The sequence below is a fragment of the Schaalia suimastitidis DSM 15538 genome, from assembly GCF_000429105.1.
Lineage (GTDB): Bacteria > Actinomycetota > Actinomycetes > Actinomycetales > Actinomycetaceae > Pauljensenia > Pauljensenia suimastitidis.
Map to the genome: position 1 here is coordinate 91,426 of NZ_AUBF01000010.1, position 16,509 is coordinate 107,934.

Genomic DNA, 16,509 nt, shown 5'->3' on the forward strand with positions numbered 1-16,509 from the left:
GGTCATCTGGTGTCGGCGCGATGGATCTCCGACCAAATTACCGGGATCGGATGCTCTCGTAAGCCCTGACAGTCCGATGGAGCCACTGCGAGGCGCACTCGACCCTCAGGCGTGCTGACTGCGAGGAGCAGGCTGCCATCGTCAGACCAGCCCATGTTCAAGATGGTCACCCGTCCAGCAGACAGTGACTGGAGCCGCGCCGCGATCCGTGCTGCTTCCTGAACTGCTCGCATCGGCAGCGCGCCTTCAGATTTCGGCAAACTCTTCTGAGAACTTGGCGAACTGCTCGAAGGTGAGACCGGTGCCGACGAGTGCTTGGACAGCCTGAATCGTGTTGTCCTGTTCTCCGTCGAACCAGTGCCCGTCATCAGCCTCCCGGCGAACAGGGTAGGTCAGTCTCCGTGCGGCACACATCGCTTCGTCCAATGAGATCTCACCAGCCGCCCACCGCTGCGCGAGGGTCACGAGTGTCGTCTCGGTTGCCTCAGGAGCGGGAGTGTCCTCGAACGACACAGCGTGCTCAACCTTGCGCGGTGCCCACTCTTGCCGTTCTCGTCTCGGTTCAGTCACTTCATCTCCTTAGATTTCGAAGCCGCGTCGTTCAACATCATCCCCGCCAAACAAGTGACCGTAGCGCTGAAGTGTGAAGCCGACGTTGGTGTGTCCAGCCATTTCGGATGCTTTGGGAAGTGAAACAAGCGGCGACGCAAGCCAAGATGAGATCGCATAGTGACGAAGCCCGTGGTGCGTCCAGCCTCTACGACCTGACAACTTGTTCTGCTGGTGTGCGGGGTAGTAACCGCCCATCTCTTCGCTCACGTAGTCGTAGAGCGGGTTCATGTAGCGCACTGCGAGGTTCGTGCTGCTCTGGTAGGTGCCTGTGTCTTCAACAATCGTGGCGTCGCCCTCCCAGTTCGGGGCAAACATCACGTTCGGGAGACCGTCACGACCGAGCCTCGCCGGGTTTCGCGTAGGGAACAGGAGCAACCTGCTGAAGACCGACTTCTTCTTCGCTACGTTGCCCTGCCGCTGAACGACCGGGCTGTTCCACAACTCAGTCAGTCTGAGCCAGAGCATGAACGCCAACGGCGGGTAGCCATACGACCACAGCGTCAGCGCTTCGCCCCTTGTCATCGTCCAGAGCGACACGGACGGATCAGCGAACCGCTCGACGTAGTTCGTGATCTGCTCGCGCACCGTCGTTCGACCATAGACAAACTGAGAGCTGCTCCCTCCCGGCAAGACGGCAGGGAGCCAGACCGTTCGGATCTTTCCGCCGTTGCGACCCTTCGGGCGCGTCAGCCAGATCTTCCCCTTGCTCGCCTGGCTTGCCTGCTCCACGACTTCGACGCGACCCATGTACTGCATCCATAGTGGTGTGTCATCGTCAATCGTCGGTTCGAGCATCGTCTCGAAGTCGAGATCGTCCTCATCAAGGAAATGGCGAACTCGAAGCGCGAGGACTTCACCGATCCGAAGAGCTCCACCGGCACCCAGCGCTGTGATCAGACCGTACTGACGGAAGCGCGAAGCAAGTTCGACCTCTTCCTCCGCGATGCGCTTCTCTCGATCCGAGTAGTGGTTCGGGATACCACGGCGCTGCTTGGCGACGATTTCGTCAGGGAGACCCCTGTTGAAGTCACTTGGTTGGAGGATGACCTCGCGTCCGCTCCGTCTCGTGTAGGTCGAATCAACGGTCGTGTAGGCGCATACCAGCACGCTATTCACCCAGTCCGGGCGAGGGATGTCACCACGACGAACTTGTGCGCTGGGATCAGACGAGTTCGTTCCCGTCACCTTCACAGCGGCTACGAGTTCCTCAACGCTGTAGCGGAGCCACTTGTCCTTCTGACGGTTGAAGACACCTTTCAGAAGGCTTCTGGTCTTCTTCTGCTGCCCGCGCGACAGGTGCGACAGGTCGATCTTGGCGATGTCAGCCGGAGTGATGGTCGTGATCGGTTGTTCGCCGTAGATGCTCAGGAACCGCTCACCCACGTAGGAGTAGTTGTCCGCCGTTCGTGTGTTCCACCGGCTACGTTCGGCTTCCATCCACTCATCGAAGGCTTCACGAAGGGTGGGAGGCGTCGCTGCCTTGCGTCGATGCTCAGGAACCCAGTCGCCCAGTTTCTCCGCTGCGCGGTCTTCGGCTTCCTCGCGGGTGTGCCCTCCGCTGGTGCTCTTCGGCTTGCCCGTGATGGGATCGCGGTAGTTGATCGTCCAGGTCTTGCGAGTGTCACTGGGCGGGTTCAGCGTTGCTCGACCGTTTAGGATGGAGATGCTCGCTCGCCTTGTGCCGCCTGCCATCTCACCCTGCCTTATTGGACGATCCTACTGTATCAGCCTACCTGAGAGCGTAGAAACGGCGCAATATCAGGACTAAGGAGATGGAAGAACCGTAACCAGATGAGTTTAGATTTAACGTATGAGTAATGGCGGGAAGAAGTGATTGACGCGCTGGGTAGCGCTCTGCTGAGGGCCATGGCAGGTGGGGTTGTTTCCTAGTTTCTGACGCTTTGACAGATGCGGCGCGAGCGGAGCGAGCGAGTGAAAGACGCACAGCTGGACCTAGTTCGGCGCATAGCCAGGAACAAGGGTGGTGAGACTGCGTTAGTATCCACGCGGAACAAAGTGCCAGTGGTCTTTTCTGGTGATGATCGCGCCCTTAGTCTTTATCTTGCCGTGATTCTATAATGTGGGGATAAAGTGGCTTAAACTCAGTGTCTGATTCCGGGAGCTTCCTCGGCTGGAACCTTCCTCGGCCACAAGCTCCACGTGTGCTAGAAGGGTCTGTGTTTGTTTGCATCGGCAAGCGATCATATTTGCTTTGTTAAGGTGCTCATGTTTGCTTACTAGAGTGGCTCGCGAATGCTAGGTGAGGTCCATGAAGCTTACGAGTGTCGTTCCGTGCCGGGTGGGAGAGCTCCTCGTGGAACAGGTGCGCGTGGAGCCGGTGGTGGCGCTTCACGGTCCCCGATCGGTCGGCAAATCGACAGTGCTGCGCACGTTCGCGGCGCAGGTGGGAAGTACCGTCATCGACCTCGACGACATTGAGGTCCGTGAGGCCGTGGAAGGGAATCTGGTGTCCGCCGTATCGACGGCTACGACGCTGTGCGTCGATGAGTACCAGCGTCTCCCGGACGTCCTGGACGTGATCAAGGCGCGCCTGAACCGAGAGGGAAGCAATCCGGGTACTGCGGTCATCACGGGATCCACGCGGCAAGACACCTTGCCGCGCACGGCCCAAGCACTCACGGGTCGCCTGCATTCGCAAGTGATCTGGCCATTGTCGCAAGGGGAGATCGTCGGCGTTCGGGAGGACTTCCTTGAGCGTCTGCTCGCAGATGTCGCGGACACGGTGGCGGTGCTCCCCACATCAACGACCTCTAGGGACGAGTATGTGGATCGGGTCTGCTCAGGCGGAATGCCGTTAGCGCTGCGCCGTACAGGGGCGTCGCGCGCGCGATGGTTTGACGATTTCGTTCGTGCTTCGGTCGAACGCGATGCCGTTGAGCTCAGTCGAGTTCGGGAGCGTCAGGCCCTTGCCGATCTGCTGGGTCACGTGGCTTCGAGGACGGGGCAGTTGCTGAATGTCTCCGCCGCAGCGGAGGACCTGGGGATCAATAGAGCAACCGCCGAGAATCACTTGCGTCTGTTGGAGGATCTGTTTCTGGTCGTGCGGCTTCCTGCCTGGGGCAAGACGCTGCGCTCCCGGGTGAGTGTCAAGCCGAAGGTCCACGTCGTCGATTCGGGACTTGCCGCACGGCTGCTTCGCCTCACCCCAAACCGGTTGCGAGGCCTCGACCCGGCGGCCCTGACCGATTTTGGTCATCTTCTGGAGATATTCGTGGTGGGGGAGGTCCGCAAACAGGCTTCGTGGCTGGGGGAGCCGGTTGCGCTCGGGCATTGGCGTACCAGTGACGGCGACGAGGTCGATCTCGTCATCGAGCATGATGACGGACGTGTGCTTGCTATAGAGGTCAAAGCGAGCGAGCGAGCGCCGGGCTCGGAGTTTCGCGGCATGGCCAAACTTCGGGATCTGCTCGGCGACCGTTTCCTGGGCGGCATTATGATGACCGCAGGTAAGCGCTCCTATACCTACCAGGATCGTTTGCATGTGATCCCCATCGACCGCTTGTGGACGCCAGTTGGTGGGAATGCGTCTGGTGAGGTGACAAGGAACTAGATCTGTTGGAGGCCCAGAGAAGTTGAGGTTTAATGTATAGCTGTTAACAACAGCAATGACCAGCGGTCCTCTGAATCTCGATGCGGCAGTCGAGGCGGCTAGCTTGTGGTGGCTACGGGACGATCCTGATAAGTGGGTTCCAGGCATTGTGCGGCATGGCGGTGAGGTAATCTCGCGCTCTCGCTGATCGGTGCATTTGAGGACCGCATCACCTCCAATCTCGCTCTTGGGGTGACGCTCTACCACGAGGGCACTAGGACCTGGGATGTCATTCATGGCGTGGCCGAGCAACGTGAGGTCACGCTCCTAGGCTGCGTCCCTACCAGCACGAAGCGGGCTGTCTTTCCGTGGGCCGAGAGCCCTGACATGCAGACCGTGAGTGCGACGATTGCGATCATCGGCGCGCATGTCATTGGCAGCCGCTTACAGATCCTCTGGCACGTCGTAGAGTTCCGCTTCAGATGCGTCTGGCGGTCTGTTGCGAACCTAGGAGATCTAGCGACCAGCCGATGTGTCTGTCGGATGAACGATACTGGCCCGTTCGGCGAAGATCTCCGGTGTTAAGTCTCGCGATACGCTAGGACTGCCTTCGCGTTTCGTTCTAATTTGTATCGCGTTTCGTCAGTGGCCGTACCGCGAAATGCTAATCTTTCTCCATGGAGTTGCTGGAACGGAACGTAGCGCCTTGGCTTGACGAGGTACTCGGAGTCTCACCGATCGCAGTCGTGGAAGGTGCTCGGCAGGTGGGCAAGTCGACTCTTGTTTCGATGCTGGGTGATGATTCCACAGTCTTCACGACCATGGATGACGACGCAACACGTGCCTATGCCCATGATGATCCCATCGGATTCCTTGCCGCTGCGGGGCAAGGGTGTCTGGTGATCGACGAGATCCAGCGGTGTCCCGAGCTGATTCTTCCTTTGAAAGCAGTCGTTGATGCGGATCGACGCCCTGGACGCTTCATCCTGACCGGGTCCGCAAACCTGCTTCGTCTCCCCGGTGCAGAGGATTCGTTGGCGGGTAGGGCCATGACGGTCAGGCTGCATCCGTTTTCCCAAGGGGAGATCGCTGGTGTTAAGGAGGACTGGGTGACATGGCTGCTGCAGGCCGACCGTGAACCATCTCCTGTGGCAGATCGGACGGATATCATCGGCAGACTGGTCACAGGGGGATTTCCAACTGTGCAGGGCTTATCCTCTCGGATGCGGACCGCCTGGCTGCGAGACTACGCCAACCGGTTGGTTGAGCGTGATGCTGCTGACGTGGCAACGGCGCAAACCTCCGTGCTCCGCAAGCTGTTGTTACTGCTTGCCGCCGCGCCCGGGGCCGAGCTGGTGCAAGATCGGCTCGCACAGGAGCTGGGTGTGGCCAGAGGGACTGTTGCTCGCTACCTGGACCTGCTGGAATCGCTGTTCTTGGTTCAACGGTTGCCCAGCTGGTCGCGCAATCTCACCAAGCGCCAAGTCCAGCGCCCCAAGTGCTATCTCACTGACAGCGGATTGGCGGTGGCACTGTCCGGGCTCAACGCCCAACACCTCGCCTCGTTCCAAGGTTCCGATCACCTTGGACCCCTAGTGGAGAGCTTCGTTATCGGCGAGCTTACGCGGCAGCAGGCGTGGTCCAGCACCGAGTACCAGTTGTCTCATTACCGTGACCGTGATGGGGCGGAGATTGATGTAATCATCGAGACCCCGCAGGGTGTCATCGCTGTTGAGGTGAAGTCGGCTGTCACCGCAATCTCCGGACATTTCAAGCATGTGAGAGGTCTCAGGGACCGTCTTGGCGATGAATTCCTCGCAGGCGTGGTCCTGACCGCGGGAACGGGACAACGGGCGGGAGATCGCTTGGAATCGCTGCCGATAACATCGCTTTGGCTCGGAGGGATACATTAGTTCTGTTAGAGAAGCGGTAGTGTTCTAAAAAGGTCACTGAAGCTGATGATTGGGGACAAAAGACGGCGTTTTCAGATCAGGTCTATGCGCAGGTGATGGATTATCTCCACGAGAAGCGAAGAGCCTTCGACTTCGCATACACATTGAATGGAACTACATTTCAAAAGAACGTGTGGGAGCCGCTCTTTCGTATTCCCTACGGGAAACACAGACCTACCAAGAAATCACTTTTGCAATTGGAAATCCCAAGGTGAGCCGTACGGTGGGAATGGCGAATAACAAAAATCCCGTGACCATCACCGTGTAATGTCACAGAGTCGTTGGTTCAAGTGGAAAAATGGTCGGTTAAGCCGGTGGGCGAGATTTGAAAAAGCCTTACTGGCATTAGACCGGCGAAAGCGGTGGACACTGACATGGCGCTCGTCGTTGTGTTATTTGGAGTGAAACCCACCAACGAAGGGATGCGGCGATATCTGGATCTGGCGGCGATGCTCTAGTCTGTCTTAGAAAAAGGACGCAGGCATGCAGTCAAGGATTGGGAGCTTGGCCTGTCTCCACCTCGCTTGCAGCCTCTAACGGACTTGCGGGAACCGGACTGATTCACGGCGCCGATCTCGCATTTTGTCGGACTCCTCGTTGGCTAACTTGCCTCATTGTGCCTCTGCTTCCCATTCATCGACCTTACTCGGTATTTTCGTGGCAACCTTGTGCGGTGCCTCGCGGCACGTCGGGAGATGAACAGCCGCCGTTACTGCCTTGTCCCATATGTGATCGATCCAACCGGCGACCGGCTGACCTCACTACGATCAACGCGGGAGATAGGACTCATCATGAACACAGTGACCCAAGACAAAAGCGAAACCCGCACCACCGCCTCGTCAATACCCTTATCCGAAATCTTTCCGCCCTACGCGGTGATCACCCTTGCCGTGCTGGGTGTCGTATTCGTTGGCTGTGAACTTGCCGGATACAGCGTCAACTCAATCGTATTGGCGATTACGCTGATGGTGGCGCTGTGTATCGTCAAAGTTCCGGTGACCGTGGCCCTGATCATCGCAGCGTTGGCTGGCGGCCTTCACGCTGGCCTTGGTCTTGACGGCACTATCGCCGCCTTCAACGAGGCGCTACCTACAGGCGTACAAGTCGGCATCACCTACGTCATGGTGGGAGCACTGGCAGTGGCATTGTCACGTTCAGGGCTGATTGAAATATTTGCCCAGTGGATTTCAGCCAAAGTCGGCACCGACAACGCTGGAAAAGGCGTCAAATGGGCGCTCTACGGCCTTTTTATGCTGATGGCCCTGCTGTCGCAAAACCTCATCCCCGTCCATATCGCCTTCATTCCCATTGTCGTGCCGCCACTGTTAAGCGTCCTCAACGCTCTGAGCGTTGACCGGCGTGCTGTCGCCTGTATCCTCGCATGTTCAATGAGTGCGGCGTATCTGCTTCTCCCCACTGGTTTTGGCGCCATCTACCTGGGCGAAATACTTGCCCCTAATGTCAACGAATTTGGTGCACAGTACGGTGTGGAAGCCACCGCAAATCTGGCGATGACAGCAATGTTTTGGCCGGTGATGGGCCTGGTGGCGGGTATGCTTTTCGCGGTTTTCGTCACTTACCGCAAGCCTCGGCAATACGCTGCGCCGCTGCCGACATCGCCACTGGCTACTGCCGCCTCGGAAACGACGTCAAAAATGCGCCCATACTCCCTGGTGATGACGCTTTTGGCGTTGGCTGCGACCCTGGCATTCCAAATTGCTTTCGACTCGTTAACCGTCGGCGCCTTGGTTGGTTTCGTGCTGCTCAGCGTGGGTGGCGTATTCCGTTGGAGCGAACAAGACGACGTGTTTACCCAAGGGCTTTTAATGATGGCGCAGATCGCCGTTATTATCACCGTCGCCTCCGGGTTTGCGGGTCTGCTGACCGCCACAGGTGAAGTTGAGGCACTGATCTCCGCGACGGCCTCGTTGATTGGCGGCAACAAGATCATCGGTGCGTTCCTCATGCTTTTCGTCGGTTTGTTCATCACTTTAGGCTTTGGTGATTCTTTCGCTTCAGTGCCGATCCTCGCCCCGATTTATCTGCCGCTCGCCTTTGAATTAGGTTTCTCACCTCTGGCTGCTGTGTGTCTCCTGGGTGCTGCTGCCGCGCTGGGCGACGCTGGGTCTCCCGCTTCGACGATTTCGCTGGGCGTGACCGCGGGCCTTAACGCCGATGGGCGTCATGACCATATCCGCGACTCGGTGATCCCTACTTTCTTCCATTGCAATATCGGCATGTTGTTATTCGCGTGGGTGGCGGCGCTCATGCTGTAATGCCCGCGGTTTTCCTGCGTTCCAACTGCGTTGCGTGGCGGTTCGCGCCTGTGCTCCAGCGGCCACACCACCGTGGTCTCTTCCGGCCCGCGGACGCAATGTGGGCGTATTCAGATGCCGCCACCGATGCTCACGTAGGCTGGAACCCAGCTCGACGCAGCGTGCTCGTGTCTCGATCGTGGGCACCACAGTTTCCGCGCACGAACGCCGTGCAATACACGTCCAACTGAGGGGAGAAGTGCGATGATACGGGTCGCGATCAATGGATACGGCAACCTGGGACGAGGCGCCCAAGCAGCGATTGAAAAAAACCCTGATATGGAGCTCGTCGTCGTTTTCACGCGACGTGACCCGGCCTCCCTTGACGCCCACGGTGTTCCCGTTGCTCACATTGACCAGATGCCGGACTGGGTCGACGCTGTCGATGTGTGCCTGAACTGCGGTGGATCAGCCACAGACCTGGCTGAACAGGGGCCGCAGGCCGCAGCCTACTTCAACACCGTGGACTCTTTCGACACCCACGCAAAAATCCCCGCCTATTACGCTTCCGTGGATGCCGCCGCGAAAGAATCTGGCAAGCTTGCCTTGATTTCCACGGGTTGGGATCCTGGCCTGTTTTCAATGCTTCGGGTTCTTGGCGAGGCGATCCTTCCTCACGGCGAAAGTACAACGTTTTGGGGACCCGGCGTCTCCCAGGGGCATTCGGACGCATTGCGGCGCATTGACGGTGTCATAGATGCCAAGCAGTACACCCTACCTGTTGAAGAAACGGTTGATGCCGTCAAGCGTGGCGACGAAGTGACGCTCACAACCCGCTCAATGCACAAGCGTGACTGCTATGTCGTGGCTGAAGAAGGGGCAGATCGGGACCGCATCGAGCGCGAGATCGTCCAGATGCCACATTATTTCGCAGACTATGACACAACCGTGACATTTATTTCGGCGCAAGAACTAGCAGATCAACACTCGGGGATGCCTCACGGCGGCGTTGTTATCCGCCGAGGTGCGACATCAGAAGGTGTGTGGGCGAATGCGAATTTTGAGCTGCAGCTTGGCTCGAACCCGGAGTTTACAGGTTCGGTGCTGGTTGCGATGGCGCGTGCTGTGGCGCGTATGGCGGCACGAGGCGAGTGTGGCGCACGCACCGTTTTCGACGTCACGCTTGCCGACTTGTCAGCTCTGGATGCTGATACATTGCGCGCGCACTACCTGTAAGCGCGCGCGTGCTCAATGCGGGTGATGCGAAGGCGGAGCGCCCTGTACTGCGCATTTTGGCCCGCTACAGGGCGCCTCGGCAATATCGCACGCGGCGATGGCAATTCGAAGCACGCTGCGACAGCGATATCGCACGCGGCAACAGTAAGTACGGGCCTTCGCGTGGGAACGTTGCGGTGAAGCCTACACGCGGACTACAGCGTCAGCGTATTTCTGCGGTGTTCACCTACGACGACGGTGGTGTACCTGGGGCACAGTGCTGCAGAGGCCGCTTTATAGGTACGCTACACCTGAATCGATGAGCTGCTTGTCACAGGCATCTCCGCTATCATAAACTTAATGATTCAACTAATCTTGTCGCTATTGACCTAAGTGCAGGAAATGGCGATGACACACCTTGATAAACTTCCACACAATATCGACCTAGGCGCAGTTCGCCTTCGCGTCAACGCCATCGCGGCGGTATATGACTTCTATACGCGCGGTATCGGCCTGAGCGAAATCGGTCGACACGGCCACGATATTGTACTTGGCCTAGAGAAGCGACCGATCCTCATCCTCGAAGAAGATCACACACTACGCCGACCTTCACCACGAGAAGCCGGACTTTTCCACGTCGCCATCCTCTTTCCCACACAGGCTGTTCTTGCTGCGCATCTTGCAAGCGCCCTTGCCAAATACCGACAGCACTATGTTGGACCCGGTGATCACTTGGTGAGCCAAGCCTTCTATTTCACTGACCCTGAAGGTAATGGTGTGGAACTCTACTGGGACCGTCCGCGGCAGGAATGGCAATGGAAAAATGGCCTCGTTGTTATGGATACCCTTCACATCGACGCGGCAGCGTTTATCCGCGAACACCTCAATGACGACGAAATACGTCAAGCCATCCGACCTGACCTCGCGGAATGGTCGCAGTCGTCGCTCGCTCACGTCGGACACGTTCACCTGCAAGTGGGCGACACAAAAACAGCCCACGCCTTCTATGTCGACACGCTCGGCTTTGACCTCACCGCGCGCCTTGGTAACTCAGCCATTTTTGTATCTGCAGGAGGCTACCATCACCACATGGCGATGAATACCTGGAACTCTGCGGGAGCATCGCGGCGTCACGATACGCTCGGACTGGCCAATATCGACCTCTTCTTGCCTGAGGCAGACAGTATCGCGGCGTTGGAAGATCGACTGTCCTATGCAGGCGTAGCCTATCAACGAGGCGATGGGCAACTCACGGTTTACGATCCGTGGAACAACCAATTGAGTATCCGACAGGGCGTTCAAGGCGAAGCGCTCGTGGGATAAATCCTGTCACTTGGCAACGAAGCGTGAAGTAGCTGCCAGGAGGTGTGCTGAATGTGGGCTGGGCGCATGTCGTGAGCTGCACAGATATGGCCAATGTGACGCCATACGGCTCCAGTGTGAAGCCGACGAGTCGTCATGTCACTGCCGGGCTTGTGTCATCCTCACGCATGAGATGTGCTCCACATTACATTTGCTTGCCTCTTGGCATTCATCTCCGCCACTGTTAGGCTCTGTGTTTGTGCGCACCCCCCGCGGTGCGAACCGAATGAACAACAGGGTTGTTACTCTGACGAGGCAAGACCTGGGAATACGCCATAGGCGTGTGCCCGGGTCTTTTTTGTTGCCCAAAATGGGCAGGAAGGCGACAGAGATGTCCGACATCCAGACCGCGAAAGAGATCCTCGCGGCAATCGGCGGCGCTGAAAACGTCGCAAGTCTGACGCACTGTGCGACCAGGCTTCGCTTTGAACTCGTTGACGCAGGTCGCGTCGACTCAGCCACACTTGACGCCGTTGATGGCGTACTCGGCGTCGTTCCCCAGGCAGGTGATCGCCTCCAAGTCGTCATCGGCGGTGGTGTACAAACCGTTTTCGCTGCAATGAACACGCTGCCCGGCATGGGAGGCGGAGCAGCCAAAGCAAGTGGTGACGGCATGTCTGATGCAGATGTGAAAGCCGCTGCTCGCTCCAAAGCGCGCGGCAAAGTCGCCTGGCTCGACTCCTTCTTCGAATACCTCTCTGACTCCTTCCGTCCGCTGCTTGGCGTTCTGCTGGGCGCGTCGCTCATCATCGCTTTCGCTGCCGTCCTCGACGCCATGCATATCGTCGACTTCCGCGCTGCTGACAAATCCGCATCCTGGGTTTTCGTTGACACGCTGTGGCGCGCAGTCTTCTACTTCCTGCCCATCATGGTGGCGTATAACGCCGCCAAAAAACTCGACATTGACCCATGGCTTGGCGCTACCGTCATGGCAGCACTGATGACCCCCGAGTTCATTGGCCTGGACGAAGTCGAGCGCTTCCCGGACACCGTGTGTGTCACCAATGAACTCCTTGGCACCTCGTCGTGCACCGCCAACATTTTCGGCCTGCCCCTGCAACTTAACGACTACAGTGGCAACGTCTTCGTTCCGCTCATCATGGTTGCCGTTTTGGCGGTACTATACCGAGTCTTGAAGAAGATTATTCCCACGAATGTTCAGATGGTCTTCGTTCCCTTCATCTCGATGGGCATCATGATTCCACTGACCGCATTTATTATCGGTCCCGTAGGGGTCTGGCTGGGTAACGGCCTTGGCGTTGGACTCGCATGGCTCAACACCAACGCCCCCTTCGTATTCGCACTGATCATCCCCATGATCTACCCGTTCCTAGTGCCGCTTGGCTTGCACTGGCCGTTGAACGCTCTCATGCTCGTCAATATCCAAAGCCTCGGTTACGACTTCATCCAAGGGCCCATGGGCGCATGGAACTTCGCGTGCTTCGGTGCAACGGCTGGCGTTTTGGCACTGTCAATCCGTGATAAAGAAACTCAGATGCGACAGACCGCAACTGGTGCACTGGCTGCGGGCCTCCTCGGCGGTATTTCCGAGCCCTCGCTCTATGGTATCCACCTGCGCTTCAAGCGCATCTACCCGCTGATGTTGGTCGGATGTTTCTCTGGTGGCCTCACAATTGCACTACTGGGCCTAAGCTCTGGCGGCGTGAAGACTGAAGCATTCGCATTTACATCGCTACTAACCATCCCCGTCTTTGATCCAATGTGGATCTACGGCATCGCCATCGCTGTGGCGTTCTTTGTCGCATTCACACTGGTACTCACCTTCGACTACCGCACGGCCGAACAAAAAGCTGAAGCGAAAGCAGCTAAAGCCGCGGCAAAGGTAGCTGACCGCATCACTGCCACAACCCCTGCCGCCGCACCAGCGCATGCACCCACTCATGCGGCTCCCGCGGTGGTCCTTACCGACGGTGAGCCGACCGAGGTCATTGGTGCCCCAGTTGCCGGTAAGGTTTTGTCTCTTGATGAAGTTGCTGACCCGGTCTTTGCGTCGCGCGCTTTAGGAGAAGGCGTCGGTATTGTCCCCACAGAAGCACGTATTGTTGCTCCAATCTCAGGTGTGATGGCCACCGTCGCATCAAGTGGACACGCATTCGGCATTAAATCCGATGACGGAGTCGAAGTCCTTATCCACGTTGGTATCGACACCGTGCAGATGAATGGTGACGGTTTCGATGTCGCAGTGACCAAGAAACAGCGTGTCACCAAGGGTGATCTGCTCGTGACCGTGGACTTTGCCAAGGTAGAGGCCGCAGGATACGACACAACAACTATGATGACGGTCACCAACACCAAGGCATTTGCTGGCGTCGAAGCTCTCACCGGCACCGGCGTACGTGCTGGTGATACCGTGGTCCGCATTAACCGCTGATCATCTGACTGTCGATAGTCGCAGCCTGCGCCCGGAGAGGAGTAAGACCCCGCATGGAGATGGAGCTACTACGCATCTTCAACAATAATGTCGTCCTCGCTCGTCGAGCCGACGGAGGGGAAGTAATCCTCACTGGGCGCGGGCTCGGCTACCAAGCGAAAGCCGGTGACGCTGTCGACATGACGAAAGTGGTGCGTACTTTCGTTCCTGCCGATGGGCGCGACCCCGACCATATGGCGCAACTTCTCGCCGAAATCACACCTGAAATGATCCAACTCGTCGTGCGTTCAGCTCGACAGGTCGGTATCGACGAGGCGGCGTTGGCGAACCCTACGCTGGTTATTGCCCTGGCTGATCACCTCACGCTGGCCATCAACCGCACACACAGTGGACAAATCCTGGAATACCCACTCACAGGAGAGGTGCTCCACTTGTATCCCGATGAGTATGCGCGTGCAGGACTACTCCTCGATGCGGTCAATGCTGAACTTGATGTTGCCCTGCCTCAAACCGAAGCGACGGCGCTAGCCTTGCACCTGGTGAATGCTGGTTTTGCTACGGGAGATCTCTCGTGGACATACACGATGACTGGCGTCATACAGCAAATAATCGAGGTGGTTGAGGGCGCCTTCGATCTGACAGTAGACGTGTCTTCAATCAGTGCGGCACGTTTCATTACCCATCTGCGTTACCTTTTCGTCAGAGTTAAACGTGATCAGCAGCTCGTTGATCAGGCACCCCCAATAGTGGAAGCGATACGTACCTCTTACCCCAAAGGTCATGAGTGTGCGCAGACTATTGCGCGTCTCATGGAATTGCGGTTAGGCGAACCGTTAAGCGAAGACGAAATCTCGTATTTGACGCTCCACGTCGTCAGATTGACAACGCCATAATGTACCCGAGTGGGTTGATTGTCCACGTGGCAAAATATGGGCCCAATTACTTACATCACTACATAGCAATCGAATAACATAAGAGACGGCATTAGCCATCTCCCCGATGGAAGGACTCCACCATGATCACTCGCACCGCAACAGTTGCCTCCGCCTCCGGTCTGCATGCACGCCCCGCAGCAACCTTCGCTAACGCAGCTGACGAAACAGGCTTTGATATTGTCATTTCGTTCAACGGTGAAGAAGCTGACGCTGCTAGCCTCATGGAAATCATGACGCTTGGCGTGAAAAATGGCGATGAGGTGACCCTGAGCTGTGAAGATGACTCGGCAGCTGAAGCCCTCGACTCTCTGGTGGCACTTCTTGCACGTGACCTCGACAACGAGTAAAACACCTCAGCAGTAATAAGGTGGTGCCGCACCTCAGGGTGCGGCACCACCTTTATGTTAAAGCAAACGGACAGCTACTGCGTGAGCTTGTCAGCGCACGAGGTCCCGGCTTCCATAATGAGCGCAGTAAACTCCTCGGTGGACTCACCGGCCCGCATCTTGGTTTCTGCCTCACTGAGCTGCTCATAGGTGAGTTTGCCTTGGAGGAATTCCATTGTGCAGGTGCAGTACGCTTCCTGGCCGCCGGAGGAGGTTTTGCATTCGGAGATAAAGTTTTCTTGAACTTCTGCGGGCCAAGCTCCATCAGCGGAAGATGCCGTTTGTGACGAGGCACAACCAGCAAGGATCATGGCAGAAGCGCCGAGGACAAGGGCCGCAGTTACTGTGAAACGAGATGTTTTCATACCTCCACCGTACATGCTCAGTAATGATCTGCATAGATTTGGACACATGATGGCGAAAATGCCTCCACACGCGCAACCAAGGCTCTTCACAGCATCGTCATAAGGACAGCGACTGAAATAAGGGCTATCAGAGGAAAACCTCACCAGCGAAACAGCACACCAACTGTAAGGAGACCTCATGGCCCTCAAAAAGAACTCCGCATTCCTTCGCCTCTCAGCTCTGGCCGCCTCAGCCCTGCTAATCGCAGGCGTCGCCACAGGATGCACCAGTGGCTCTACCAGCAGTGCCACCGCTACGTCGACGACCGCCACGGCAACTACCACCTCGGCAAACGCCACCACGAATGCCAGCACCGCAGGCACCACCGCATTGTCCACCTACGACACGCATTACGATGCCGACGACCTCGTGTGGGATAGCTCCGAAGAATACACCGTCACGCTGTCAGACTCGGGATCAACCTCGGATTCATCGGCGGTAAGCGTTGACGGCTCCACAGTGACCATTAGCGCGGCAGGGGTATACCGCATCAGTGGCACCCTCAGTGACGGGCAAATCGTTGTGACCGCTGCCGACACCGATTCCGTCGTCCTGATCCTAGATGGTGTCAATATCAGCAGCTCAACTGGACCAGCAATCTCCGTGGTCAGCGCAGATGAAGCTATTATTTACACTGAATCGGACACGCAAAACAGCCTCGCTGATGGCAGCGGCTACACGGTGGCAAATGATGCAACCCCCGTTGCCACCATCGCCTCGGCATCTGACCTCACCTTCGCGGGGGAGGGCACACTCATCGTCACCGGAAATACGAATGATGCGATCAGCGCCTCCGACGGCCTCGTGATTGTCAGCGGCACGATCAACGCCACAGGCGCAGACGACGGTATCCGTGGCAAGGACTACATCGTTGTCTACGACGGACAGATTAGTGTCGAAGCGGCAGGCGATGCCATTAAATCCGATAACACTACCGACACAGAACGCGGATGGATCCTCATTGGCGGCGGCTCGCTGACCGTGAACGCTGGCGATGATGGTATTAACGCAGAGCAAGCCCTTGAAATCGCTGCCGGAACGGTAACGATTGAATCCGCAGTTGAAGGTATCGAATCGACCGCACTGACCATCTCCGGTGGCGACGTGTCCATCACGACGTCCGACGATGGCATCAACGCCAGCAGCTACCTTGAAACCACAACAGGCGGCACCGAAGCGGATGACGGGTCAACGCTGGTGATCTCCGGGGGCACTGTTGACATTAACGCAGGTGCCGACGGGCTTGACTCCAATGGCTCCATTGAGTTGAGTGGCGGCACCATCACCATTGCCTCTGGACAAGCTGGTGAAGGAAATATCGCTGACGCAAATGGCGGTATCACCCTTGACGGAGCAACGGTGACAGCCAACGGACAACAGATCACATCGGCTGACCAGCTGAGCGCAGGAACCAGAGGCCAACGCTAACACAATGACACCACTAC

General features: G+C 57.4%; 13 protein-coding genes. 10 read left to right on the forward strand and 3 right to left on the reverse strand.

All coding sequences use genetic code 11. From position 1 onward, the window contains the following. Positions 1 to 246 precede the first annotated feature (246 nt). A complete protein-coding gene (locus G438_RS0105395) occupies positions 247 to 570 on the reverse strand; it encodes a hypothetical protein (RefSeq protein ID WP_026460455.1) in 324 nt (107 codons plus the stop codon). A 9-nt stretch (positions 571 to 579) separates the two neighbouring features. Continuing rightward, positions 580 to 2,304 carry a hypothetical protein gene (locus G438_RS0105400; protein ID WP_026460456.1) on the reverse strand — a complete coding sequence of 575 codons (1,725 nt, stop codon included), beginning with the start codon at positions 2,302 to 2,304 and terminating at the stop codon, positions 580 to 582. A gap of 577 nt (positions 2,305 to 2,881) precedes the next feature. On the opposite strand from G438_RS0105400, the gene G438_RS10970 reads away from it, so the two are divergent. The 9 genes from G438_RS10970 to G438_RS0105450 all read left to right on the forward strand — a co-directional run bounded on the left by G438_RS10970 (position 2,882) and on the right by G438_RS0105450 (position 14,620). Continuing rightward, positions 2,882 to 4,183 (forward strand): ATP-binding protein, encoded by a 1,302-nt coding sequence (locus G438_RS10970; protein ID WP_034285280.1) that lies wholly within the window; start codon positions 2,882 to 2,884, stop codon positions 4,181 to 4,183. A 231-nt stretch (positions 4,184 to 4,414) separates the two neighbouring features. After that, a complete protein-coding gene (locus G438_RS12645) occupies positions 4,415 to 4,747 on the forward strand; it encodes an ApeA N-terminal domain 1-containing protein (protein ID WP_026460457.1) in 333 nt (110 codons plus the stop codon). A gap of 92 nt (positions 4,748 to 4,839) precedes the next feature. After that, positions 4,840 to 6,075, forward strand: coding sequence for an ATP-binding protein (locus tag G438_RS0105415; RefSeq protein ID WP_026460458.1), 1,236 nt, complete (start codon positions 4,840 to 4,842; stop codon positions 6,073 to 6,075). Between the two features lie 830 nt (positions 6,076 to 6,905). Then, the gene (locus tag G438_RS0105425) at positions 6,906 to 8,390 is read left to right on the forward strand and encodes a Na+/H+ antiporter NhaC family protein (protein ID WP_084403123.1); all 1,485 of its coding nucleotides are present in this window, start codon (positions 6,906 to 6,908) and stop codon (positions 8,388 to 8,390) included. Between the two features lie 243 nt (positions 8,391 to 8,633). Further along, on the forward strand, positions 8,634 to 9,605 hold the full coding sequence (locus tag G438_RS0105430; protein WP_026460460.1) for a diaminopimelate dehydrogenase: 972 nt from the start codon (positions 8,634 to 8,636) through the stop codon (positions 9,603 to 9,605). A 387-nt stretch (positions 9,606 to 9,992) separates the two neighbouring features. Further along, a complete protein-coding gene (locus G438_RS10980) occupies positions 9,993 to 10,907 on the forward strand; it encodes a VOC family protein (RefSeq protein ID WP_051259334.1) in 915 nt (304 codons plus the stop codon). Positions 10,908 to 11,277: 370 nt separating this feature from the next. Then, positions 11,278 to 13,338 (forward strand): glucose PTS transporter subunit IIA, encoded by a 2,061-nt coding sequence (locus G438_RS0105440; protein WP_026460461.1) that lies wholly within the window; start codon positions 11,278 to 11,280, stop codon positions 13,336 to 13,338. A gap of 53 nt (positions 13,339 to 13,391) precedes the next feature. Further along, entirely contained in the window at positions 13,392 to 14,231 is an 840-nt protein-coding gene (locus G438_RS0105445; RefSeq protein WP_240470996.1) for a PRD domain-containing protein, read from the forward strand. A gap of 122 nt (positions 14,232 to 14,353) precedes the next feature. Continuing rightward, positions 14,354 to 14,620, forward strand: coding sequence for an HPr family phosphocarrier protein (locus tag G438_RS0105450; RefSeq protein ID WP_026460463.1), 267 nt, complete (start codon positions 14,354 to 14,356; stop codon positions 14,618 to 14,620). Between the two features lie 74 nt (positions 14,621 to 14,694). Here G438_RS0105450 and G438_RS0105455 read toward each other — a convergent pair whose 3' ends face one another. Then, complete coding sequence (locus tag G438_RS0105455; RefSeq protein ID WP_026460464.1) at positions 14,695 to 15,024, reverse strand: hypothetical protein; 330 nt, start codon at positions 15,022 to 15,024, stop codon at positions 14,695 to 14,697. 178 nt (positions 15,025 to 15,202) lie between these two features. Here G438_RS0105455 and G438_RS10985 point away from each other — a divergent pair, with 178 nt between their 5' ends. Continuing rightward, positions 15,203 to 16,492 (forward strand): carbohydrate-binding domain-containing protein, encoded by a 1,290-nt coding sequence (locus tag G438_RS10985; RefSeq protein ID WP_051259335.1) that lies wholly within the window; start codon positions 15,203 to 15,205, stop codon positions 16,490 to 16,492. The last annotated feature ends 17 nt before the right edge of the window (positions 16,493 to 16,509 follow it).

Bases quoted from the DNA above. Each gene is read 5' to 3' on its own strand.
- G438_RS0105400 (WP_026460456.1), bottom strand. From the start codon at position 2,304: ATGGCAGGCGGCACAAGGCGAGCGAGCATCTCCATCCTAAACGGTCGA.
- G438_RS10970 (WP_034285280.1), top strand. From the start codon at position 2,882: ATGAAGCTTACGAGTGTCGTTCCGTGCCGGGTGGGAGAGCTCCTCGTG.
- G438_RS0105415 (WP_026460458.1), top strand. From the start codon at position 4,840: ATGGAGTTGCTGGAACGGAACGTAGCGCCTTGGCTTGACGAGGTACTC.
- G438_RS0105425 (WP_084403123.1), top strand. From the start codon at position 6,906: ATGAACACAGTGACCCAAGACAAAAGCGAAACCCGCACCACCGCCTCG.
- G438_RS0105430 (WP_026460460.1), top strand. From the start codon at position 8,634: ATGATACGGGTCGCGATCAATGGATACGGCAACCTGGGACGAGGCGCC.
- G438_RS10980 (WP_051259334.1), top strand. From the start codon at position 9,993: ATGACACACCTTGATAAACTTCCACACAATATCGACCTAGGCGCAGTT.
- G438_RS0105440 (WP_026460461.1), top strand. From the start codon at position 11,278: ATGTCCGACATCCAGACCGCGAAAGAGATCCTCGCGGCAATCGGCGGC.
- G438_RS0105445 (WP_240470996.1), top strand. From the start codon at position 13,392: ATGGAGATGGAGCTACTACGCATCTTCAACAATAATGTCGTCCTCGCT.
- G438_RS0105450 (WP_026460463.1), top strand. From the start codon at position 14,354: ATGATCACTCGCACCGCAACAGTTGCCTCCGCCTCCGGTCTGCATGCA.
- G438_RS0105455 (WP_026460464.1), bottom strand. From the start codon at position 15,024: ATGAAAACATCTCGTTTCACAGTAACTGCGGCCCTTGTCCTCGGCGCT.
- G438_RS10985 (WP_051259335.1), top strand. From the start codon at position 15,203: ATGGCCCTCAAAAAGAACTCCGCATTCCTTCGCCTCTCAGCTCTGGCC.